Origin of the sequence: Neisseria sp. HMSC067H09, from assembly GCF_001814135.1 — a bacterium.
Lineage (GTDB): Bacteria > Pseudomonadota > Gammaproteobacteria > Burkholderiales > Neisseriaceae > Neisseria.
This window is the reverse complement of the sequence record NZ_KV814909.1, coordinates 73,999-96,120: the sequence shown is the minus strand read 5'-3', so window position 1 is coordinate 96,120 and position 22,122 is coordinate 73,999. Positions and strand designations below refer to the sequence as shown.

The 22,122-nt window shown below is 50.1% G+C and carries 17 protein-coding genes and 3 tRNA genes; 12 read left to right on the top strand and 8 right to left on the bottom strand.

Annotation, left to right across the window (positions count from 1 at the left end; translation table 11 throughout):
- On the top strand, window positions 1-461 hold a 461-nt coding region (locus HMPREF2954_RS06395), incomplete at its 5' end, for an IS30 family transposase (RefSeq protein WP_141755645.1).
- Between the two features lie 69 nt (window positions 462-530).
- On the opposite strand, the gene HMPREF2954_RS06390 is transcribed toward HMPREF2954_RS06395, so the two are convergent.
- Window positions 531-1,223, bottom strand: coding sequence for a VIT1/CCC1 transporter family protein (locus HMPREF2954_RS06390; protein ID WP_045074517.1), 693 nt, complete (start codon window positions 1,221-1,223; stop codon window positions 531-533).
- A gap of 188 nt (window positions 1,224-1,411) precedes the next feature.
- On the opposite strand from HMPREF2954_RS06390, the gene HMPREF2954_RS06385 reads away from it, so the two are divergent.
- Window positions 1,412-2,839: an acyl-CoA dehydrogenase family protein gene (locus tag HMPREF2954_RS06385; RefSeq protein ID WP_141755646.1), complete on the top strand. Its 1,428-nt coding sequence runs from the start codon at window positions 1,412-1,414 to the stop codon at window positions 2,837-2,839.
- Between the two features lie 694 nt (window positions 2,840-3,533).
- On the opposite strand, the gene HMPREF2954_RS06380 is transcribed toward HMPREF2954_RS06385, so the two are convergent.
- Both HMPREF2954_RS06380 and HMPREF2954_RS06375 read right to left on the bottom strand, forming a co-directional pair.
- Complete coding sequence (locus HMPREF2954_RS06380; protein WP_045074537.1) at window positions 3,534-4,319, bottom strand: ABC transporter ATP-binding protein; 786 nt, start codon at window positions 4,317-4,319, stop codon at window positions 3,534-3,536.
- Between the two features lie 3 nt (window positions 4,320-4,322).
- Window positions 4,323-5,291: a FecCD family ABC transporter permease gene (locus HMPREF2954_RS06375; protein WP_231574653.1), complete on the bottom strand. Its 969-nt coding sequence runs from the start codon at window positions 5,289-5,291 to the stop codon at window positions 4,323-4,325.
- A gap of 740 nt (window positions 5,292-6,031) precedes the next feature.
- On the opposite strand from HMPREF2954_RS06375, the gene HMPREF2954_RS13240 reads away from it, so the two are divergent.
- The 3 genes from HMPREF2954_RS13240 to HMPREF2954_RS06360 all read left to right on the top strand — a co-directional run bounded on the left by HMPREF2954_RS13240 (window position 6,032) and on the right by HMPREF2954_RS06360 (window position 9,549).
- The gene (locus tag HMPREF2954_RS13240) at window positions 6,032-6,436 is read left to right on the top strand and encodes a TonB-dependent receptor plug domain-containing protein (RefSeq protein WP_045074512.1); all 405 of its coding nucleotides are present in this window, start codon (window positions 6,032-6,034) and stop codon (window positions 6,434-6,436) included.
- Window positions 6,393-8,414 (top strand): TonB-dependent receptor domain-containing protein, encoded by a 2,022-nt coding sequence (locus tag HMPREF2954_RS06365; RefSeq protein ID WP_168165596.1) that lies wholly within the window; start codon window positions 6,393-6,395, stop codon window positions 8,412-8,414. Before HMPREF2954_RS13240 ends, HMPREF2954_RS06365 begins: the two co-directional genes overlap by 44 nt.
- Window positions 8,415-8,508: 94 nt before the next feature.
- On the top strand, window positions 8,509-9,549 hold the full coding sequence (locus HMPREF2954_RS06360; RefSeq protein ID WP_045074511.1) for an ABC transporter substrate-binding protein: 1,041 nt from the start codon (window positions 8,509-8,511) through the stop codon (window positions 9,547-9,549).
- Window positions 9,550-9,828: 279 nt separating this feature from the next.
- Here HMPREF2954_RS06360 and HMPREF2954_RS06355 read toward each other — a convergent pair.
- The 3 genes from HMPREF2954_RS06355 to HMPREF2954_RS06345 all read right to left on the bottom strand — a co-directional run bounded on the left by HMPREF2954_RS06355 (window position 9,829) and on the right by HMPREF2954_RS06345 (window position 10,224).
- Window positions 9,829-9,919: transfer RNA gene (locus HMPREF2954_RS06355), tRNA-Ser, on the bottom strand.
- 94 nt (window positions 9,920-10,013) lie between these two features.
- Window positions 10,014-10,100 (bottom strand) — tRNA-Leu (locus tag HMPREF2954_RS06350).
- 37 nt (window positions 10,101-10,137) lie between these two features.
- Window positions 10,138-10,224: transfer RNA gene (locus tag HMPREF2954_RS06345), tRNA-Leu, on the bottom strand.
- Between the two features lie 93 nt (window positions 10,225-10,317).
- Between HMPREF2954_RS06345 and rnr the strand changes: the two genes are divergently transcribed.
- A complete protein-coding gene (gene rnr, locus HMPREF2954_RS06340; protein WP_141755644.1) occupies window positions 10,318-12,810 on the top strand; it encodes a ribonuclease R in 2,493 nt (830 codons plus the stop codon).
- Between the two features lie 124 nt (window positions 12,811-12,934).
- On the opposite strand, the gene mobA is transcribed toward rnr, so the two are convergent.
- Window positions 12,935-13,495 (bottom strand): molybdenum cofactor guanylyltransferase, encoded by a 561-nt coding sequence (gene mobA / locus HMPREF2954_RS06335; RefSeq protein WP_045074415.1) that lies wholly within the window; start codon window positions 13,493-13,495, stop codon window positions 12,935-12,937.
- Between the two features lie 236 nt (window positions 13,496-13,731).
- On the opposite strand from mobA, the gene HMPREF2954_RS06330 reads away from it, so the two are divergent.
- The 5 genes from HMPREF2954_RS06330 to HMPREF2954_RS06310 all read left to right on the top strand — a co-directional run bounded on the left by HMPREF2954_RS06330 (window position 13,732) and on the right by HMPREF2954_RS06310 (window position 19,623).
- Window positions 13,732-15,525 (top strand): histidine kinase, encoded by a 1,794-nt coding sequence (locus HMPREF2954_RS06330; RefSeq protein ID WP_045074413.1) that lies wholly within the window; start codon window positions 13,732-13,734, stop codon window positions 15,523-15,525.
- A complete protein-coding gene (locus tag HMPREF2954_RS06325) occupies window positions 15,522-16,178 on the top strand; it encodes a response regulator (protein ID WP_003743074.1) in 657 nt (218 codons plus the stop codon). Before HMPREF2954_RS06330 ends, HMPREF2954_RS06325 begins: the two co-directional genes overlap by 4 nt.
- 271 nt (window positions 16,179-16,449) lie before the next feature.
- Window positions 16,450-18,255, top strand: a complete 1,806-nt coding sequence (gene dsbD, locus HMPREF2954_RS06320; protein WP_045074408.1) for a protein-disulfide reductase DsbD — start codon at window positions 16,450-16,452, stop codon at window positions 18,253-18,255.
- A 102-nt stretch (window positions 18,256-18,357) separates the two neighbouring features.
- A complete protein-coding gene (gene ung / locus HMPREF2954_RS06315) occupies window positions 18,358-19,017 on the top strand; it encodes a uracil-DNA glycosylase (RefSeq protein WP_045074406.1) in 660 nt (219 codons plus the stop codon).
- Between the two features lie 108 nt (window positions 19,018-19,125).
- Window positions 19,126-19,623, top strand: a complete 498-nt coding sequence (locus HMPREF2954_RS06310; protein ID WP_045074404.1) for a YbhB/YbcL family Raf kinase inhibitor-like protein — start codon at window positions 19,126-19,128, stop codon at window positions 19,621-19,623.
- Window positions 19,624-19,843: 220 nt separating this feature from the next.
- On the opposite strand, the gene HMPREF2954_RS06305 is transcribed toward HMPREF2954_RS06310, so the two are convergent.
- Complete coding sequence (locus HMPREF2954_RS06305) at window positions 19,844-20,650, bottom strand: calcium-binding protein (RefSeq protein WP_070689049.1); 807 nt, start codon at window positions 20,648-20,650, stop codon at window positions 19,844-19,846.
- 332 nt (window positions 20,651-20,982) lie between these two features.
- Here HMPREF2954_RS06305 and HMPREF2954_RS06300 point away from each other — a divergent pair, with 332 nt between their 5' ends.
- On the top strand, window positions 20,983-22,119 hold the full coding sequence (locus tag HMPREF2954_RS06300) for an S-(hydroxymethyl)glutathione dehydrogenase/class III alcohol dehydrogenase (RefSeq protein ID WP_070689048.1): 1,137 nt from the start codon (window positions 20,983-20,985) through the stop codon (window positions 22,117-22,119).
- Window positions 22,120-22,122 lie beyond the last annotated feature (3 nt).

Genomic DNA, 22,122 nt, shown 5'->3' with positions numbered 1-22,122 from the left:
CCGACACCATCATCGGCAAAGATCAGAAAAGCGCATTATTGCCCCTGGTCGAACGCACTACCCGCTACACCATCATCTGTAAATTGGATAACTTAAAGGCCGAAGACACTGCCCGGGCGGCCATTAGGGTATTAAGGGCATATAAAGCCAGGGTTCACACCATCACCATGGATAACGGCAAAGAATTCTACCAACACACCAAAATAGCTCAAGCATTGAAAGCGGGAACCTATTTTTGCCGCCCTTACCATTCTTGGGAGAAAGGGCTGAATGAGAACACCAACGGACTCATCCGGCAATATTTCCCCAAACAAACCGATTTCCGAAACATCAGCGATCGGGAGATACGCAGGGTTCAAGATGAGTTGAACCACCGGCCGAGAAAAACACTTGGCTGTGAAACGCCAAGTGTTTTATTCTTAAATCTGTTCCAACCACCGGTACCCTGGTGTTGCACTTGAAATCCGAATCCAAGGTCGTCTGAAAAATACTTTCCTCTTCATTGAGGCTGAGTTTTCAGACGACCTTGTTCAAACCGCTACACCCGCCAGTTTGCCGATTATACCCGTAACGGCCAACGCCGCCACGCCCCACAGGCACACGCGCAGGACGGCGGGTACGACAGGTGCGCCGCCGAGTTTGGCGGAGGCGTAACCCAGCGCGGCGAGTCCGCATAAAGTGGTTGCCGCCAGCGTAGGGATCAGGGCGGCGGGAGCGGTCAGCGCGACCAGCAGCGGCAGTATGGCGCCGGCGCAGAACGAACCGGCGGAGGCAAGTGCGGCCTGCATGGGGTTGGCGGCGGAGGTTTCGGTGATGCCGATTTCGTCGCGGGCATGGGCGGAGAGCGCGTCGTGTTCCATCAATGCCTGTGCGACTTCGGTGGCAAGCGCGTCGGACAAACCGCGGCGGCGGTATATTTCGGTCAGTTCTGCAAGTTCGGCATCTGGGTTAGCTTCCAATTCGTGGCGTTCTTTGTGCAAGTCGGCTTTTTCCGTGTCAGACTGGCTGGATACGGAAACGTATTCCCCCGCTGCCATTGAGACCGCGCCGCCGATTAGGGCGGAAACGCCGGTTAGCAGCAGGGTTTGGAAATCGGGTGCGGCGGCAGCAACGCCCGTCAGCAGCGAAGCGGTGGAAATCAGGCCGTCGTTCGCGCCCAATACGCTCGCGCGCAGCCAGTTGTTGCGGTTGCTGAAATGGCGTTCGCTGTGTTGTGAATACATGGCAGTGTTCCGGCGGTGTTTTGCGCTATGGTAGCACCGTATCGGTTTGTCGGGGCGGCGTAATCATGCGTTTGCACGCTGAAAATCCGTCCACACTTGATAATCATTGTCGCTTAAACGGGTTTGTGGTATAAATCCTAGAAATTTAGCTCTAAACTCTAATAACCGTCGATTAACCGAGAATCATGATGACACACACTGAATCAAGCGCGCAGCCGTCAACTATGGACACGGCTGCTTTTTTAAAGCATATCGAATCCGCATTCCTCCGCATTTTTTCAGACGACCTCAACCTCATGCAATACCTGCCTGAAGACAAATGGCTTGCCTTGAAGCAGGCGGGTTTGCTGTTGCCCTTCCTCGACAAAAAACACGGCGGCCGCAAGGGCAGCCAGTTTGAAATCCAAGAAGTCTTGCGGATTGCGGGGCATTACGGCGTACCCGTTACCCTGCGTACCGGCATCGAAGGTGCGCTGGTGTTGCAGCCTCTGCAAGAGTTTGGCGACGAAGCGCAAGTCGCGCAAGGTTTGGACATGGTTTTCAAAGGCGAGGGCGGCGGTTTGGGTATTACCGAACCCGAAACCTCCGGCGCGGCGATTGCCCGCGAAATGCAGTCCTACTACGAATACATCGACGAACAAACGATTTACGTCAACGCCGCGAAATATTGGCAGGGCAACTCGCAAAGCGACTTCCTCCTCGTTGCCGCCAAAGAGCGCAAAAACGGCAAACTCTCCAAAATCATCAACTTGTTGCTCGTTCCCAAACAATACATCCGCTACGAAGCCCTCGCATCCGAAGGCCTGCGCGCCGTCCGTTACGCCGTCAACCGCATTGATGCCCAAATGCCTGCTGCCGCCGTCATGAAACTCTCGCAGAGCGACGCCGCCGGTTTGCGCGCGTTCCAAAACATCTTTATCCGCAGCCGCCTGCAACTGATCGGCATGACGCACGGCATCATGGAATACATCATTGACAACCTGAACCGATATGTCCGCCACGACATCAAATTCGTCGATTATGAACGCCGCGAAATCCAACGCCGCCATCAGGTTTCCGAGATTCTTTACCGCTACGTCTGCCATTGCGTTTCGCCCGTTGCCCCCGTCGCCCATCAGCTGATGGAGGCAAACATCATCAAAACCCTCGCCACGGAATACACTTACGCCGCCGCCCAAATGTTGCAAAAACTCTTGGGCGCGAAGGGTTTTGAACGCGGACACACCGCCAGCAATATCGCTATCGACATCCGCCCATTCACCATCTTCGAAGGTCCGAACGATATGCTTTATGCCGAAATTTACGACCAGTTCGTCCGCGCCACCGCCGAAGAAAAAGAAGCAGGCATTAAATTGGACAAAAACCAAACCCTGCTCGATCGTCTGCAAACCGACGCCCGCTTTGCCGCCGTTGCGCGCGACTACACCTTACCTGAAGACATCCGCAGCTTCCTGCAGGAACGCACCCTGACCGACGCCTGCGCCTTGCAAAAAGTCTTCATCGGCAAAATCATCGCCCGACTCTTCGTCTTCGTACAGGCGGAACACGAAGACACCGCAGCCTTCCTGTTGAACGACATCCGCAAAGACATATTGGACTGCCGATATTGCGGTTGATGGTTTAAGGCAGAGAGGTCGTCTGAAATCGGTTTTCAGACGACCTCGGGCGGATTTTCATATTTTCAATTCAAAAGCAGCTTCGTTACGAAAATCAAATGAATCAAGTGATTTAGCCATGTTCATTGACTTTCAGACGACCTCCAAGCCCATGACCCTCTCCAAACTTTCTCTCTGGCAGACTCCCGAACAAGTCTGCGACATCTTACTTGCGCTGCCGGTTGAACCAAGCTCAAGCCCCTGCGGTGTATTTTCTGACTTCGGTATCGTTCTTCTACAATTTGATTTCCTTTGCACCACCGTGACGAATGGCAGGTGTTAACGTTGATGGGTCAGCGGTTTTAAGTCTATGGGTTGTCAATCGGCATTGGATATTTTTAGTTTGCGGTCTTTGAGATAAGGTTGGCGTTCCAAAAGTAGATGCTGTATGGCACAGGTAGTCTGAAAGCGGCGGTATTGTGCGTGCCGGATAGTCCCTCGAAGGTCTCCATCCATCCGATTCCTCTTATATCTGACTCTACTGAGGGCAAAATATTGCAGCAAGGTACTGAGGGATAAAAAATCTCCGCGCTGCTTGCACGGAGATTTTGAACTGAATCGGGAACCTCTCAGCCGACAGATTTGCGATTGCATTGCGGCGGCCGGATTTTGCATAAAGAAATTTTGAATTGGATATAAACTGCCCGACTCGCATTTACAAGCCGGTTAAAGTGCAGGCTTTGTGTTGGCTGCCAGGGACATCCACCAAGGTCAAATCAACCTGATACAAACGGCACAGGTTCTCTTCATTAACAATCTCTGCCGTATCCCCCGCCTTCAAATGGCCCGACCCGTCCAAAATGGCCGTCTGACTGTTCGGGCAGCGGCCATACAGCAACAATGGATGTTCCGGATTATGTGTCGTCATTACTACGGTATAACCTCGTTCCGACAAGTCCGCAATCAGGCGTAAGGTTTTAGCGGCATTACCGTAGTCCAAAGCTGATGTAGGTTCGTCAAATAAAATCAGCTGCGGTTCCTGTACCAACACTTTGGCAATATTTGCCAACTGCTTTTCTCCGCCGCTAGCATCCATATAAATGTGGTCGGCGAGGTGGGCGATGCCCAAAACTTCCAACGCCTGCACTGCCCGTTCATAATCCGCAGCTTCAGGCTTCTGCATTATTCCCAATCGCGCTGCACAACCAAGGACTGCATACTCCAACATCGTATAACGGTAGGTTTGCGGTGAATACTGAGGCACATAAGCGGTTATCTTTGCCATTTGGCGCGCACTCATGGACTGCACCGACTTGCCATCCAACATAATCCGGCCACGTTGCGGCTTTAACAAACCGGCAATGCAGTTTAACAAAGTAGATTTTCCCGCCCCATTTCGACCAAGCAGCGTCAGCAGTCCTCCTTTGTCCAGTGTCAAATTAATCCCGTTTAGAACCAAACGATTCCGGTATGCATAATACAGATTACTAATATCCAACATCATTCAATCCGCCACTTTCTGCCGCACCAAAATCCACGCAAAAAACGGCGCGCCGATAAAGCCGGTCATAATCCCTAATGGAATTTCCTGTTCGTAAAGGTTGCGTGACAACATATCGGTCAGAAGAAGGAATACCGATCCTATTAAAGATGCCAAAGGCAAAGCCCGCAAATTATTATCCCCACCCAACATCCTTGCCAAATGCGGCACCACCAAACCGAGCCAGCCTATGGTACCGCTCAGGCAAACTGCCGAAGCCGTCAACAAAGTAGCGCATATCACCACCACTGTCCGCTCGTATGTAATATCTGCCCCCGCCAGCCGCGCTTCTCGGTCGCCCAACGACAACACGTTAATCCGCCAACGCATGGCAAACAAAACGGATATGGCAGCTAGAATCAACGGCGCCAACATGATCAGATTGCCGTAATCCGACTTGGCCAAACTACCCAACTGCCAATAGACAATTTCCGCCAACTCCGTTTCGGGGTCGGCCAAATATTTTACCAACCCCAAAACTGAAGACATAAACCCCGATACCACTATACCGGCCAACACCAGCACGATGGCCGAATCACGGCCGACCAGTTTGGGCAATGTCAAGGTTGCGCCTACCGCCGCCAATCCTCCGATAAAGGCAGCCGTCTGAATTCCCCAAATCCCAAAACCTGCCAAAATCGCCACAGCCGCACCAATACACGCGCCGGCTGAAACCCCCAGCAAATCGGGAGACACCAAGGGATTGCGGAAAATACCCTGATAGGCTGTTCCCGCCGCTGACAGCGCAGCACCGACCAAAACTGCAGCCAATACGCGCGGCAGCCGCAAATTCAGCACAACATTCTGTTGTACATCATCAGGATTCTGTTGCAACAGGCTCAGCCATACCCCTTCCATAGGTACGGGAAACCGCCCCCACGATAAAGATACCGCCGAAACAGCAGTCAAAGCCACGATCAATAAGATCAACATCCATTTATACGGCAGATAACGACGTACAAGTTTCGTTTCATTTACCATGTTAAATCCGGCATTCGTAATTGGAACCAATATTCAATAAAAATAAACGTATAGAAAACAATCGTGCTATTTAGCAGCTTGAAACTAAATCTACCTCCCAAAACAACGGATTGCCAGATTAGCAGCCGGGCAGGACAAGACTTGGAGAGGCAATGTTCCTTAATTTTTTGCACTAGGCAGGAAATTGCTTAGAAAAAATAGAAGTGAGATGCGTGTTTTGATAATGTTCCGCTCCAGTATTTTCCCTAAAGATACTGAAAACAAAACTAATTTCTACCAAAGGGCATACATTCTATTGGGGGTATGGTGATACCGTCATCCATCAAAAGGAGTAAAAAAACATATACTCCTTTTGATTCAATAAATATTCCCAAAATGCCATTAAAATATAAATAAATCCCAATATAAACAATGAAATAAAAAATCAATTTTAAAAATTAATTCTTCTAGACTAATTCTCAAGAAACCTTTTACTTCCATTTACTTAATTGAATAATATCATGCCTATTTTGATACGCTTGAATCTACCTTTTATGTTCAAAAAAACCAAAATTGAAATAAAGCAGGAAATACAATGTTTTTTTAATGTCAAATGGGCATAACCCTATGACGGATCAAAATATAGATTCAGTATTAAACCGCATAAACACACTACGTTTATCATCTAAAACCATTTTAAGGACCACAACCTGATGACTTCCACCATTTTCAAATTAAGTGTTTTAAATACTTTATTGCTTACTGCATTTACCACGTATGCACAAGATAGCGAAACCGCCGCCGAAGTCAGCAAAGGCGAGCTGCCGACTGTTTATGTAACAGCAGAACGCCAAGTCAAACAACAGTTGGGGGCTTCTGTCATTACCGCCCAAGACATCCAAAGAAACCCCGTTACCAACGATTTATCCGAAATCGTCAGCAAAATGCCCGGCGTGAATATGAGTTCCAACTCGCCCGGTGGAGAACGCGGCAACAAACGCCAAATCGACATCCGCTCCATGGGGCCGGAAAACACGCTGATCCTTATAGACGGCAAACCGGTAACTTCACGCAATGCCGAGCGATGCCGAGCGATACGGCAGAAGCGGTGTGCGTAACACCCGTGGCGACAGTAACTGGGTGCCTGCTGAAATGGTAGAAAAAATCGAAGTATTGCGCGGTCCGGCTGCTGCCCGTTATGGTTCCGGCGCGATGGGCGGCGTGGTCAATATTGTTACCAAAGGCATCAGTGACGAAGTTTCCGGAAGCGTGGGCATTTATGCAGACCATCCGCAAAGCGACAAAGAAGGAGCAACCCGCCGTGCAAATTTCGTACTTTCCGCCCCTTTGGTTAAAGACACTTTAGGTCTCCGCGTTTATGGCAATCTAAACAAAACCCAAGCCGATGCATTCGATATCAATGACAGCGTGAAAAGTTCGCGTACTGCATTGAGCGCGGGACGGGAAGGTGTGCGTAACAAAGACATTGCAGGACGTTTGCAATGGAATATTACCCCGGATCAAAAACTGATTTTTGATACTTCATACAGCCGCCAGGGCAACATCTATAACGGCGATACCCAAAGCAGCAATGTGTTGGTTGCAGCCATACAGCCAATTGCACAACAACTGATAGGCAGAGAAACAGCCAGACTGTACCGCCAAAGCTATACCCTAACCCATAAAGGAAAATGGAATTGGGGCAATACTGAAACTTATTTAAGTTATGACAAAACTGTCAACAGCCGCCTACCCGAAGGTCTTTTAGGCAGCACCGAAGGCGCGTACAACGCCACCGAAGGTTTTACCGACAGCATATTGAAAAACTATCGCTTTGGCAGCCGCGCGGACTTTTCCGTCAACAACCATACCGTAACCGTCGGTACAGAAGCCAACCGAGCCAAATTAGACGATACGGCCTCCATGACTGCAAATATGCGTACTTACGGCGTTATCCCATGGCTGGCCAATTCAGGCCGCAGCGGAAAAGGCGCGCAAACCGAATATGCCCTGTATGTGGAAGACAATATCGCCTTAAACGGCGGGAAAACATTCCTAACGCCTGCCTTGCGCTGGGACAGACACAGCGTTTCCGGTTCCGCATGGACGCCATCGCTCAACTTCTCCCACGCCTTCAATCCGGTATGGAAAATCAAAGGCGGCATCGCGCGTGCCTACAAAGCACCCAACCTTTATCAAAGCCAGCCAAACTACCTGCTGATCAACGCCAGTAACGGCTGTCCGATAGACGCCCAAAACCACTGGAACAACCCCAATGCCTTAACCTATGACAGTGGCAACGGCTCCCGAACCAACCCTTACACCAACAACAGCGCACAAGGTTTTGATTGGGGACGCGCCTGCTATTTCCTCGGCAATAAAAACATCAAGCCCGAAACCAGCTTGAATAAGGAAATCGGCTTTGAATTTTCTCAAAACGGTTATTTGGCCTCACTGGCGTACTTCCACAATGATTACCGCAACCGCATTGTAGACAACGGCCAATTTATCGAAACCGTCAACGGCAATTACGACCGCGAAATTCGTACCGACAACACGCCTGACGGCACACCCATTTATCGGAATTACAAGGGGACCAACGTCTATCGTTGGGGCAATGGCACCCGTGCCATTATTTCCGGCTTGGAAGGCAACTTAACCCTTCCTTTGCTAGACAAACGCCTGACAATGACCACCAATTTCACTTATATGCACAAAAATGAGGATCGTGCCACGAAAAACCCTGTTTCCATCGTACCCAAATATACGATTAACAGTACTTTAAACTGGAGAATCAATGACTCATGGGATGTGAATGCCTCATACACACGATACGGTCGCCAGGTTACCCGAAAACACCCCAACCGTTTTATGGACGTTATCTACAACAGTGGCGAGAGCATCGTAAAACAATATGAATTAGGCAGTTATGGTATATTCGGACTGAATGCCGGCTATAACTGGCAAGACAAAATCACAGTACGCGCCGGCGTAAACAACCTGTTCAATAAGAAAATCCTGCGTACCGCCGGCACGGCACGAACCTATAACGAACGCGGTCGTTCTTATTACCTGAGCGCACGCTACTCGTTTTAAATAATCAATAATGTCAAAAAGGTCGTCTGAAAACACAATATCCGTGCTTTCAGACGACCTCCCCCCCTTTTCCCAACCTTATAGGAAAATCCCAATGTATCGGAATCTGAAAAAAATACTGGCAGGCGCACTGCTTTCCGCCTTTATCCTAACCCCTGCCCCACTATACGCACGCCCGGTTCAAGACATCAACGGCAAAAAAGTCGAACTGGCTGAGCAGGTAAACCGCATTGCCGATTTATGGCATGCAAACAATCAGGTCGTACTGCTTTTAGGAGGCGGTAACAAATTGGTCGCCACCACCGACGTTATCCGCAACAATCCCTGGTTTGCCGAAGTCCTCCCAAAGATTAAAACTGTCCCCGCCCTGACTAACGGCCAAAGCATTCAAATGGAGGCTCTTTTGGCTACACGTCCCGATGCCGTGCTGATGTCCAATCCCACTATGCAGCAACAGGTAGAAAAAGCCGGCATGAAAGCGGTATTAGTCAATTTTCAGGACTTTAACGGCTTGAAGAAAACCGTCCGCATTACCGCCTCCGTCATTGGTGGTAACGCCCCCAAAATTGCCGAAACTTACATCAGCGAATTGGACGGCAATATCAATTTTGTCAACAGCCGACTTAAAAACATACCTGAAAACCGTCGTCCTACCGTATTGCACATTACCGGCAGTACCAACCTGACTGAGATAGACGGCGGAAAATCCATGATTGGCGAATGGATTCGCCTGGCAGGCGGACGCAGCGTCCTGGCAGGGACAGGAAATAAAGCCGTTGTCAGCCTGGAAGAAATCATCAAAGCCGATCCCGAAATCATCATTGTCGGCAGCGGACGCTTCAGCGGCAAAAAAGGAATTGATGCAATTAAGAAAAACCCTGCATGGCAAAGCATACGCGCCGTCAAAAACGGCCGTCTGTATGCCAATCCGTCAGGAACATTCCCATGGGACAGATACAGCACCGAAGAAGCACTGCAAATTTTGTGGGCGGCAAAACTGTTCCATCCAGAACAATTCAAAGACCTCGATATGGTGTCCAAAACCCAGGCATTCTATAAAAAATATTACAACTACAACCTCAGCCGTACCAACGCTGAACGCATGTTGGCCGGATTACCGCCCGTAGGCAAATAAAATCAACAGGTCGTCTGAAACCGAGTTTTTTGTTTTCAGACGACCTAATCTTTTTCTGCAAATTTGGGACTAAGGAGGTTTACTAAAATACAACAGAAATGACTGGAAATTTTTTCCATAGCCTTGAGGAGACGAAATGTGAAGTTTTTTAACTTTGGCGTACCGAAACGGTAATTAAAAACCCTGAGAAATGGGTATGATATTTAAGGCCAATCTGCTTCAGCCCCAATTTTTATTAGTCAAACAAAAGGCACTGCTTTAAACAGTGCCTTTAAAATCTGGCAGAGAGGAAGGGATTCGAACCCTCGATACGCTATTCACGTATACACGCTTTCCAGGCGTGCGACTTAAACCACTCATCCACCTCTCTGTGGAATCAAACATATTTTGTCGTCTGATATTGTAGCTTAATCAGACAAATAAATCTATTCAATAAAAAATCCGGATAAGCCGGATAATTGATTTGGTGCCCAGGAGAAGACTCGAACTTCCACACCCGTGAGGATACTAGCACCTGAAGCTAGCGCGTCTACCAATTCCGCCACCTGGGCAATTAGGATGGATAAGCAAAGCGGCGACCAAAAGGTTTGGTGCCCAGGAGAAGACTCGAACTTCCACGCCCGTGAGGACACTAGCACCTGAAGCTAGCGCGTCTACCAATTCCGCCACCTGGGCTTTGCTTTATTTCCTGTTTTGCGTTACAGTGATTGACTATTTCGCAAAGAAGCGGTCATTATATATTTTAGAAAAAGAATGTCAACCAATAAAATGAACAAAAATATTAAATCTTTAAATTTACGAGAAAAAGACCCGTTTTTGAAACGGGAGAAACAACGTTACGAACATCCGCTGCCAAGCAGGGAGTGGATCATTGAATTATTGGAGCAAAAAGGCGTGCCGTCGAAAATCGAAGTCTTGGCACGCGAGTTGTCGATTACGGAAGAAGAGTACGAATTTTTCGAACGTCGTCTGAAAGCGATGGCGCGGGACGGTCAGGTTTTAATCAACCGCCGCGGTGCGGTTTGCGCGGCGGACAAATTGGATTTGGTCAAATGCCGTGTCGAGGCGCACAAAGACGGCTTCGGCTTCGCCGTACCGCTCACGCCCACTAAAGACGGCGATTTTGTTTTATATGAACGCCAAATGCGCGGCATCATGCACGGCGACATCGTGACCGTCCGCCCTGCCGGCATCGACCGCAAGGGCCGCCGTGAAGGAACGGTTTTAGATATTGTCGAACGCGCGCAAAGCAAAGTGGTCGGCCGTTTCTATATGGATCGCGGCGTGGCGATTTTGGAAGCGGAAGACAAACGCCTGAACCAAAGCATCGTTTTGGAACCTGACAGCGTCGCACATTTCAAACCCGAATCCGGTCAGGTCATCGTCGGCGAAATCGAGACTTATCCCGAGCAAAACCGCCCTGCCGTGGCGAAAATCATCGAAGTATTGGGCGATTATGCCGACAGCGGTATGGAAATCGAAATCGCCGTGCGCAAACACCATTTGCCGCACCAATTCAGCGAAGCGTGTGCCAAAGCCGCGAAAAAAATCCCCGACCATGTTCGTAAAAGCGATTTAAAAGGCCGCGTCGATTTGCGCGATTTGCCTTTGGTAACCATAGACGGGGAAACGGCGCGCGATTTCGACGATGCCGTGTTTGCCGAAAAAATCGGGCGCAATTACCGTTTGGTCGTAGCGATTGCCGATGTCAGCCATTATGTCCGTCCAGATGACGCTATCGACACGGACGCGCAGGAACGCAGCACCAGCGTTTACTTCCCGCGCCGCGTGATTCCCATGCTGCCGGAAAACCTGTCCAACGGCATCTGCTCGCTCAATCCCGATGTCGAGCGTTTGTGCATGGTGTGCGACATGGTCATCACTTACGCGGGCAATATTAAAGAATACCGCTTCTACCCTGCGGTTATGCGTTCCCATGCCCGCCTGACGTACAACCAAGTCTGGGATTGGATTTCAGACGACCTCGACCATCCGCACAAAGCCCAAATCGATACCCTCTACAAACTCTTCAAAATCCTTCAGAAAAAACGCTTCGAACGCGGCGCGGTGGAATTTGAAAGCGTCGAAACCCAAATGCTTTTCGACGACAACGGCAAAATCGAAAAAATCGTACCCGTTGTCCGCAACGACGCCCATAAACTGATTGAAGAGTGCATGTTGGCGGCGAACGTCTGCGCGGCAGAGTTCCTGATGAAGAACAAGCACACCGCCCTCTTCCGCAACCATTTAGGTCCGACACCCGAAAAACTCGCCACCCTGCGCGAGCAGCTCGGCTTATTGGGTTTGCAACTGGGCGGCGGCGACAACCCGACGCCGAAAGACTATGCCGCACTTGCCGAACAATTCAAAGGCAGACCCGATGCCGAATTGCTGCAAGTCATGATGTTGCGCTCCATGCAGCAGGCAGTTTACGAACCGCATTGCGACGGACACTTCGGCCTTGCCTACGAAGCATACGCCCACTTCACCTCCCCCATCCGCCGCTATCCCGACCTGACCGTACACCGCGCCATCAAAGCCGTGTTGAACCAGCAAACCTACACGCCAAGCAAAAGCTGGCAGGCTTTGGGCGTACACACCTCGTTCTGCGAACGCCGCGCCGACGATGCCAGCCGCGACGTGGAAAACTGGCTGAAAACCTATTACATGCGCGATAAAGTCGGCGAAATATTCGAAGGCAAAATCTCCGGCATGACCAACTTCGGCCTCTTCGTTACGCTGGACGGCATCCACATCGACGGCTTGGTGCACATCAGCGATTTGGGCGAAGACTATTTCAACTTCCGTCCCGAAATCATGGCGATAGAAGGCGAACGCAGCGGCATCCGTTTCAACATGGGCGACAAAGTCAGCGTCCGAGTGGCGCGCGCCGATTTGGACACCAGCAAAATCGACCTGACCTTGATCAGCGGCGGAAGCAGCAGCAAGAAACGCCACGCCAAAACCACCGCCCAAACCGGCTCGAAAACCAAACGCAAACTGACGGCGAAAGAAATCGACGACGCGATGAAAACGCCTGTAAAACAAGAAAAACCCGCCGCCAAACGCCACAGCAAAGCCCAACCGGCCAGCGTAGCAACGTCGTCTGAAAACGGCAAAAAGAAAACCGCCAAAGCCAAAACGGCAACGGAAAAAGCCAAACGCAAAGACAAAAAGCCAAGCAAAAGCATGAAAATCAAGGTGAAAACCCCGGATACCGCGCCAACCAAGCGCAAAGGCAGAAGCAAGGCTAACGGCTGATATTGCAACCCTAAGCCTCCTTCAATCACAAAAGGTCGTCTGAAATTTTCAGACGACCTTTTGTGTAACGACATTCATTTTGCAATAAATACCATCAGTTTGGATTATGTTTAATTTTTCCTACTCAGGCATTGTTTGATTTTCCGTAACGGATAAAACAATCATCATGGTCAAATTGTAAGACACGGGCACGCTGTTGCTGCAACCACCCCCTCACCGTCCTTAATCCTGAATTCAAATAAGGTACGGTACTTTGTAAAATTTGCGGGCGGATGAACATCACGTTGTAATGCGGCGTTACAGGTGTTTCGATATAAAAGGCATTGCACAAAGGTGTTTTTTTAGAAACTGCCTGAAACCTTTCTACCAAATCATCCGGCAAATTAGGCATATCGCACGGCACAACCAAAAGCCAGTCGGCAGAGGCAATCTGCAAATCATTGGCAGCGGTACACAATGCAGCCAATCCGCCCAAATACCGCCATTGCCTTGCATCCGGCAGCAGGTGCGGGCTTCTGACGGCATAACTTTCCAAATTACGGTTGGCACTGATGGCAATATGGTCAACTTGCGGCCTAATCCTTTCGATAACGCAATCAATCAACGTTTTTCCTTGCCAGAGCAACAGGCCTTTATCTACGCCGTCTGACTGTCCCCCTGCCGATATCAACGCAAATATTTTCATATTTATCCTTTGTGAAGCGGTTTGGTTACCCGATGTCGTCTGAAAGTCTTCATCCGAGTGAGCGGGCTTATGATAAAATTCATATAATTTGAATTTTATCATAACATGATTTTACATTGAAACAGTGTCATCTCTATTTCATGGCAACCATCTCGTCGGTCCGATTGCCTCTAAGCCGAATGAATGATATGTTTACACAGTAACTGACCGAAAACTTCCAACGGCATATACCTTCTATGTCTTTCACATTCCGTTTTTTAAACCGCCTGAGCCTGTCTTCGCGCTTGAAGCTGCTGACCATATTATGGGTCGGCTCCGCCCTTTTGTCCGTCATCCTGACTTTGGTACTCTCTTGGAGGTTGCAAAATGCCGCCACCGTTATCGAAGATGCAGGCAACTTGCGGACGCAGGTTTACCGCCTTGCCTACATGGTCGGCGAACGCGCACCCAAGGCGCAAATCAACAATCAAATCCGCGAATTCGAACAAAACCTCAACCGCATCAGCCAGAGTAACGCCATACACCCACTGATGCCCTCTGAAACACCGCCCGCCTACGACCTGATACAGACCGCGCTGATTGAAGACTGGAAAGCCAACATACAGCCCGTCCTGCGCCGTTACGAACGCCCCGACCAAATCAAGCTCTACCGTTTTGCAGCCAATATCGAACTGTTTTTACAGGCGATGGAACACGCCAATGAGAAAAACACACTATGGTTGCGCCGCTTTCAAATGATTATGATGGGGATGATTTTTGCGGCGGCGGGACTAATGATTATCTGGCACTATGCATGGATTATCCGGCCTTTGGAAACACTGAGGGACGGTGTAAAGACCATCAGCCAAGGCAGGTTCGGCGTTCAGATCGACACAGACCAGATAAGCGAGTTTGCCCAAGTCAACAAAGGCTTCAACCAAATGAGCAGCCGGCTAAAGACGCTTTATACCGATTTAGAGGGGCAAGTGGCACGTCAAACTCAAGACCTGGCGCGACAAAACCGTGATCTGACGCTGCTCTATCAAACCACCCGCGATTTGCATCAAACTTTCACCCCCCAACAGGCGGCGGAAGAATTTCTCAAGCGCACCCTGCCTGCCGTCTCCGCAGAAGCGGGCAGCATCCGCCTTTGGGATAACGAACGCAAACGCACGGACATAGTGGCGTCCATCGGGCTGCCTGATGATTCGGATGAGCCAGATACTGCCCCGGATAAAACGGCACTCAAACACGCCGTTTTCCCCATCAGCTATCAAGAAGAAGAACTGGGTGTTTTAAACCTGTATTTTTCAGACGACCTTAAACCAGATAACAACGACAACGAACTGCTGCGTACATTAAGCGGACAATTAGGCGTTTCCATTGTCAACAGCCGCCTCGAGCAAGAACGCCGCCTGCTTGCCGTTTTACAGGAGCGCAACCTGATTGCCCAAGGCCTGCACGACAGCATCGCACAAGCATTGACTTTCCTAAACCTCCAAGTCCAAATGCTGGAAAGCGCATTCTATTCAAACCAAAAAGAACAAGCCGAAGAGAATATCCGCTTCATCAAAGACGGCGTGCAGGAATGTTATGAAGACGTACGCGAACTACTGCTGAACTTCCGCACCAAAATCAGTAACAAAGACTTCCCTGAAGCCGTTTCTGCCCTGCTTACCCGATTTGAAAGGCAGACCAAAATCAACGTCAGTACCGAATGGAGGGATGAAGGCGCGGCATTGAACAACGATGAGCAGTTACAGATTATCTTCATCCTCCAAGAGAGCCTGTCCAACATCCGCAAACACGCCTTGGCACACAACGTTACCGTCAGCATTGACAACCGTCAGGACTTCACGCTGATCATCCGCGATGACGGCGTAGGTTTCGATCCCGCTCACCTGGACACGCTTTCCGGCGAACATGTCGGCATGGGCATCATGCGCGAACGCGCCCAACGTATCCACGCAGAATTAGAAGTCAGCTCCAAACCGGATGAAGGCACAACCGTTACCCTAACCCTACCCAAACACAAGAGAACATTCTCATGACCATTAAAATTATCCTGATCGACGACCACACACTCTTCCGCAGCGGCATCAAAGCCCTGCTCTCCCGTCAAAGCGACTTCGAAGTCATCGGAGAAGCCGCCGACGGTTTGTCCGGCGTCAAAATGGCGGAACAGCTCAAACCCGACGTCGTCTTACTCGACCTTGACATGCCCGTCATGAACGGTCGCGAAGCACTGGCACAAATCTTGGGCGTCAACCCGAACCAAACCGTCATCATGCTGACCGTTTCCGAAGACAGCGACGACCTGACCGAATGCATGCGCATCGGCGCACGCGGCTTTTTGCTGAAAAACATCAACGCCGACTTCCTGCTCGACAGCATCCGCAAAGCCGTGGACGGCGACAACGTCTTCTCTCCCGAAATGACCACCCGCCTCGTCCAATCCCTGATTTCCCCGTCCGCACCGCGTACCGATCAGGCACTCTCTACCCTCACCCCGCGCGAACTCGAAATCTTAGGCTACCTCGCCGCCGGACACAGTAACAAAGTCATCGCCCGTCATTTGGAATTGGCAGAATCCACCGTCAAGGTTCACGTTCAAAACCTGCTGCGAAAACTTGACCTCAGCAGCCGCGTACAAGCCGCCGTTTACGCCGTTCAGCACAAAGTCCCGCAGCCTGAAATCAATTAAACGGCTCAAGATACCGGTACTCAAGCGGTAAAACATGAAAGGTCGTCTGAAAATGGTTTAGCAGAATTTACCCTATCCGTTTTCAGACGACCTTTCCCGTTCCAATCGGCTATGAAAAAGAGACAATCCGACGGGCATCATCTATCAAGTAGTCCGATAATCCCCCCTCGCGACGATAAAAAACAATCGCTGCTTTTAATATAAATTTAGGCCTATAAACGGCTGCTGCGTTTATAATGCGCCTGTTCAACCCTTCCACCGAGAAGACGCCATGAAAAAACTCCTTTACTTCTTTACCGCCTTTTTTGCCCTGTGTTCCAGCGCGTTCGCTGTGAACGCCGACGATTTGCTGCCGCCTGAAAAAGCGTTTGTGCCGCAAGTGAACGTTACCGACAAAGGCATCAACGTCGAATTCAAAATCGCCGACGGCTACTATATGTACCAATCGAAAATCGTCGCCGCCACCGCGCCTGAAGGCGTATTGGGCGAACCCGTTTTCAGCAAAGGCGAAGCCAAAGAAGATGAGTTTTTCGGCAAACAAACCGTGTTCCACCGCGCCGCGCAGGTCAACTGGCCTTACAAAAAAGCCGCGCCGACCTACAAGCTGACGCTGACTTATCAAGGTTGTGCCGAAGCCGGCGTATGTTACCCGCCCGTGGACACATCTTTCGAGATTAATGGCAACGGCCTGTACCAGCCGCAAAGTGACGAACCCATATCCGCTAAAGACCGCTTCCTGCAACCCGATTCCGCCAAACCATCCCCCGCCGCCGCGCCTAAAGCCTCGCAAAACGACGACAGCAGCCGCTTCAAATTATCGTGGGACACATTAAACGCCAACCTGTTGGCGTTTTTTACCGCAGGGGTATTCCTGAGCTTTACCGCCTGTATGTATCCGCTTTTACCGATAGTCTCCAGCATCATCGTCGGTGATAAAACCGCCGGCAAAGGCCGCGCCTTCGCGCTGTCCGTAGCGTATGTGCAAGGTTTGGCACTGACCTACACGCTGGTCGGCGTCATCGCAGGCCTGACGGGCGCGCTCCTAACCGTATGGCTGCAACAGGCATGGGTCGTCCTTGCCGCCGCAGGTCTGATGGTCGTCCTCGCGCTCTCCATGTTCGGACTCTTCAACATCCAACTGCCCAACGCCGTCCAATCCTACTTCCAAAACCAAAGCAGCAAACTCTCCGGCGGCAAAATCTTCTCCGTCTTCGTCATGGGCATACTCTCCGCGCTGATCGTCGGCCCCTGCGTCGCCCCGCCGCTCGGATTCGCATTGGGCTATATCGGACAAACCGGCGATGCCGTTTTGGGCGGACTGGCGTTGTATGTCTTGGCACTCGGCACCGGCGTCCCGCTGATCCTCATCGGCACATTCGGCGGCCACGTCCTGCCCAAAGCAGGCGACTGGATGAACGGCATCAAATACGCCTTCGGCTTCATCCTACTTGCCGTAGCCGTCTATCTCGCCACGCCGCACCTGCCCTACTACCTCGTGGTCGCGCTTTACACCCTGCTCATGATCGTCCCTGCCGTCATGTTGCTGGTTAAATCCGGCAAACAAAAAGGTCGTCTGAAAACCGCAGCCTCCGTTTTAGGCTTCCTGCTCATCATCGGCGGCGCATGGTTCGGCTGGCAAAGCGCAAACAAACAAACCACCGCCCTGCACCACTTCCTGACGCTGTCTCCCCCGTCCGAAGCAGGCAAAACCACCGACCACGGCAAAATGTTCACCGACGTCGCCGAACTCAAAGCCGCCATGGACGCCGCATTGAAAGCCAACCCCGACAAACCCGTCGTTTTGGATTTCTACGCCGACTGGTGTATTTCCTGCAAAGAAATGGCAAACTACACGCTCAACCAGCCGCAAGTGCATGAAGCCGTCGATATGGACCGCTTCTTCCAAATCGACGTAACCGCCAACACGCCCGAACATCAGGCACTCTACAAAGAATACGGAATCTACGGCCCGCCGGGCATTTTCGCCATCCACGCCGACGGCCGCCGCAGCGACCCCTTGCTCGGTTTCGCCAAACCGGACGAATTCATCAACTGGTACAAACAAAACGAAAAATAAAGACGAAAGGTCGTCTGAAAACCTGAAACAGGGTTTTCAGACGACCTTTTTACAAACAACCGCACTATAATCCCAACTATCTCCCTTCACAAAGGCAGCCCCATGCAAACTTGGCACGAAGCAATCGGCTCGGAAAAGTCCGAACCCTATTTCCAACACATCATCGAAACCGTCAAAAAAGAGCGCGGCATGGGGCGGATTATCTATCCGCCTGCCGAAGACGTGTTCAACGCCTTTAAAGCAACCGAATTCGGTAACGTCAAAGTCGTGATTTTGGGGCAAGACCCGTATCACGGTGCAGGACAGGCGCACGGGCTGGCGTTTTCCGTCCGCGAAGGCGTCGCCGTCCCGCCCTCGCTGGTCAATATTTACAAAGAACTGGCGGACGACATCGAAGGCTTCCGTATCCCGCAACACGGCTATCTGCAATATTGGGCGGAGCAGGGCGTTTTACTGCTCAATACCGTACTGACCGTCCGCGCGGGACAGGCGCATTCCCATGCCACATTGGGCTGGGAACGCTTTACCGACGAAGTGGTCAACCAAATCAACCAAAACCGCGAACACGTCGTCTTCATGCTTTGGGGCAGCCACGCGCAGAAAAAAGGCGCGTTTATCGACCGCAGCCGCCATCTCGTCCTCAGCGCGCCGCACCCCTCGCCGCTGTCCGCCTATCGCGGTTTTTTCGGCTGCAAACACTTTTCCCGCGCCAATGCCTATTTGCAGGAAAACGGGATAACGCCGATAGATTGGCAGGTATAAAACAGGTCGTCTGAAAACAGCAGCCCGGCAAACCGAACAATCCACCCTCCGTCTGAACAAGCCTTCCTTTTTCAGACGACCCCTTCCCCAACCCCACAGGAGAACACTATGCAGGTAACGACTTCAGCCATTGTCAACGGCGAATTTGAAGATAAATACGGCAAACGCGGCAGTCAGTTCAGTCCGAACGATATGCCGACTTACTCCATCCCTTTTGAAATCAGCGGCGCGCCCGAAGGCACGAAATCCTTCGCCGTCATTTTAGAAGACAAAGACGCCATTACCGCCAGCGGATTTGTGTGGACGCACTGGCTGATTTCCGATCTCAAACGCACCTCCGTCGCCGAAAACGAAAGCCTGACCGCCACCGACTACACACAAGGCGCAAACAGTTGGGCGAGCCTGTTGGGCAAGTTGGACATCGAAGAAGCCACAGGCTACGGCGGCATGTATCCGCCCAACTGCCGCCACCGCTACGAACTCATCGTTTACGCACTCGACACCGTATTAAACCTACCGCGCGGCTTCCGCTTCAACGACCTGCACTTTGCCATGCAGGGACATATCTTAGACAGCGCAAGCGTGATGGGAACGTATGACGTATAAAGTCTAAGCAATTTGAGACCTTTGCCAGATTTTTCAGAAAGCGTAATCTTAGAAACAGAAACGTCGTCTGAAACCTGTAACTACGTTTTTAGACGACGTTTTTATTGAATCAGCTTAGAATGAACTGACGATTTATTTCAAATAATGTTTATTTTAAATCTTTGCTTTGGAGTTTAAAAAGCAGATTCATTTCAAACTGTCGGTTCTTTTTCACGGGTCTTTAGCCGATGATATTGGATGCATCCAACCATTTTGATGGATCGTCGCTATCGAATTTGGCAAATACGGTGCTACTGCTTGAACCTGCTGCACGATAAGCAAGAGTCTGCTGCTCTGTATCAAAGATGAGATAAGGATGGTCTTTTTGGAGAATGACCTCAGGGTCTTTGTCAACGAACATCTTTGACCAGCTCAAATTGGTGTTGCTGTCAGTCAGCAATGAACGCATACCAGATAGGTCGAGTTTATCCGTCTCAGGGTTAAAGTCGAGCAAACGATCTATGCTGCCTTCACGAATATCTGCTGCAGTAAAGGCGACAGTGTCTCTGCCTGCACCTGTTATGATGGTGTCGCTACCCAAGCCGCCTGCAAGATAGTCATCTCCGTCTCCTCCGTTGAGGTGATCATTTCCATTGCCACCTGACAGGGTGTCGTTGCCGCCCACGCCGTACAGGAAATCGTTGCCTTCTTCACCACTCAAGCGGTTGTTGCCGCTGTTGCCTATCAGAATATTGTTAGAGTTGTTGCCAAATCCGAAGGTGTTGCCGTTGCCTTCCAGTGTCAGGTTTTCGACGTGGGTCGGTAAGGTAAAGGTTGTATCGGCGTAAACCGTGTCGTTGCCTTCATTTGCATATTCAACAATGGTGTCGTCTGCGTTCTTACTGTAATAAATATCGTCGCCCAAGCCGCCGTAGAATGTGGTATGTCCGAGACTGCCATGTAAAACGTCATCATGGGGCGTTCCTTTAAGGACGTCTGATTTATTGTTTGCTGCGCTGCGGGATAAAGAGTGCAATGTATTGGCCATGATGGCTCTCCTTGAGATCAAGTTGCCAGGAATATAAATAATTCTATCTATATAAAATTAAAGGATTTTTTCTTGTACATCTCAACGAGGATTTGATCGGCGAATGAAATGATGAGAAAGATATAATAATTTATATTATTGTTTTGTTTATTAATTTAAAATAAAAATGATATTTGATGGCACTTCAATAAAATGCCAATTGCATTTTACATCTTCAGTCAATCATGCTACTGCCGAAGCAAAATTGCAAAAAACGCTTGCTTCAGACTGGAGTCCAAAGTATAAACTGGTGTCATTTAGTAACTTTATTAATGAATTAAAAGGCAAAAATAATGGAAATTAAACAAACCAATTCAACCATCAAATCGCGTGCGGCGGTAGCATTCGCGCCAAATCAACCCTTACAAATTGTGGAAATCGATGTAGAAATGCCGCGTAAAGGCGAGGTGTTAATCCGCAATACCCACACTGGCGTGTGCCATACTGATGCATTTACATTATCAGGGAACGATCCTGAAGGCGTATTCCCTGTGGTGCTTGGACACGAAGGTGCAGGTGTAGTCGTTGCTGTGGGCGAAGGTGTGTTAAGCGTAAAACCAGGTGATCACGTCATTCCTCTTTACACCGCTGAATGTGGAGAATGTGAGTTTTGTCGTTCAGGTAAAACCAACTTATGCGTCTCAGTGCGTGATACGCAAGGTAAAGGCTTAATGCCGGACGGCACGACGCGTTTTTCTTATCAAGGTCAGCCGATCTATCACTATATGGGCTGTTCGACTTTCAGTGAATATTCTGTTGTTGCCGAAGTTTCACTGGCGAAAATCAACCCGGAAGCCAACCACGAACAAGTATGTTTGCTCGGCTGCGGTGTTACCACAGGTATTGGTGCGGTACATAACACGGCAAAAGTGCAAGAAGGCGACTCTGTGGCCGTGTTTGGCTTGGGGGCGATTGGTTTGGCTGTGGTGCAAGGTGCGCGTCAAGCCAAAGCGGGGCGCATTATCGCCATTGATACCAATTCCGCAAAATTCGAGTTGGCAAAACAGTTTGGTGCGACTGACTGCTTAAACCCGAAAGATTACGATAAACCAATCAAAGATGTGTTGTTAGACATCAATAAATGGGGCATTGACCATACCTTTGAATGTATCGGCAATGTAAACGTAATGCGTCAAGCATTAGAAAGTGCACACCGTGGTTGGGGACAATCCATTATCATCGGCGTAGCAGGTGCAGGACAAGAAATTTCAACTCGTCCGTTCCAGTTGGTAACAGGTCGTGTTTGGAAAGGCTCGGCTTTTGGTGGCGTGAAAGGCCGCTCCGAACTTCCGAAAATGGTCGAAGATTCAATGAAAGGCGACATCGAGTTAGAACCGTTTGTAACCCACACACTGACACTCGATCAAATCAATGAAGCCTTTGAGTTAATGCACGAAGGTAAATCGATCCGCTCTGTTATTCATTACTAAGGC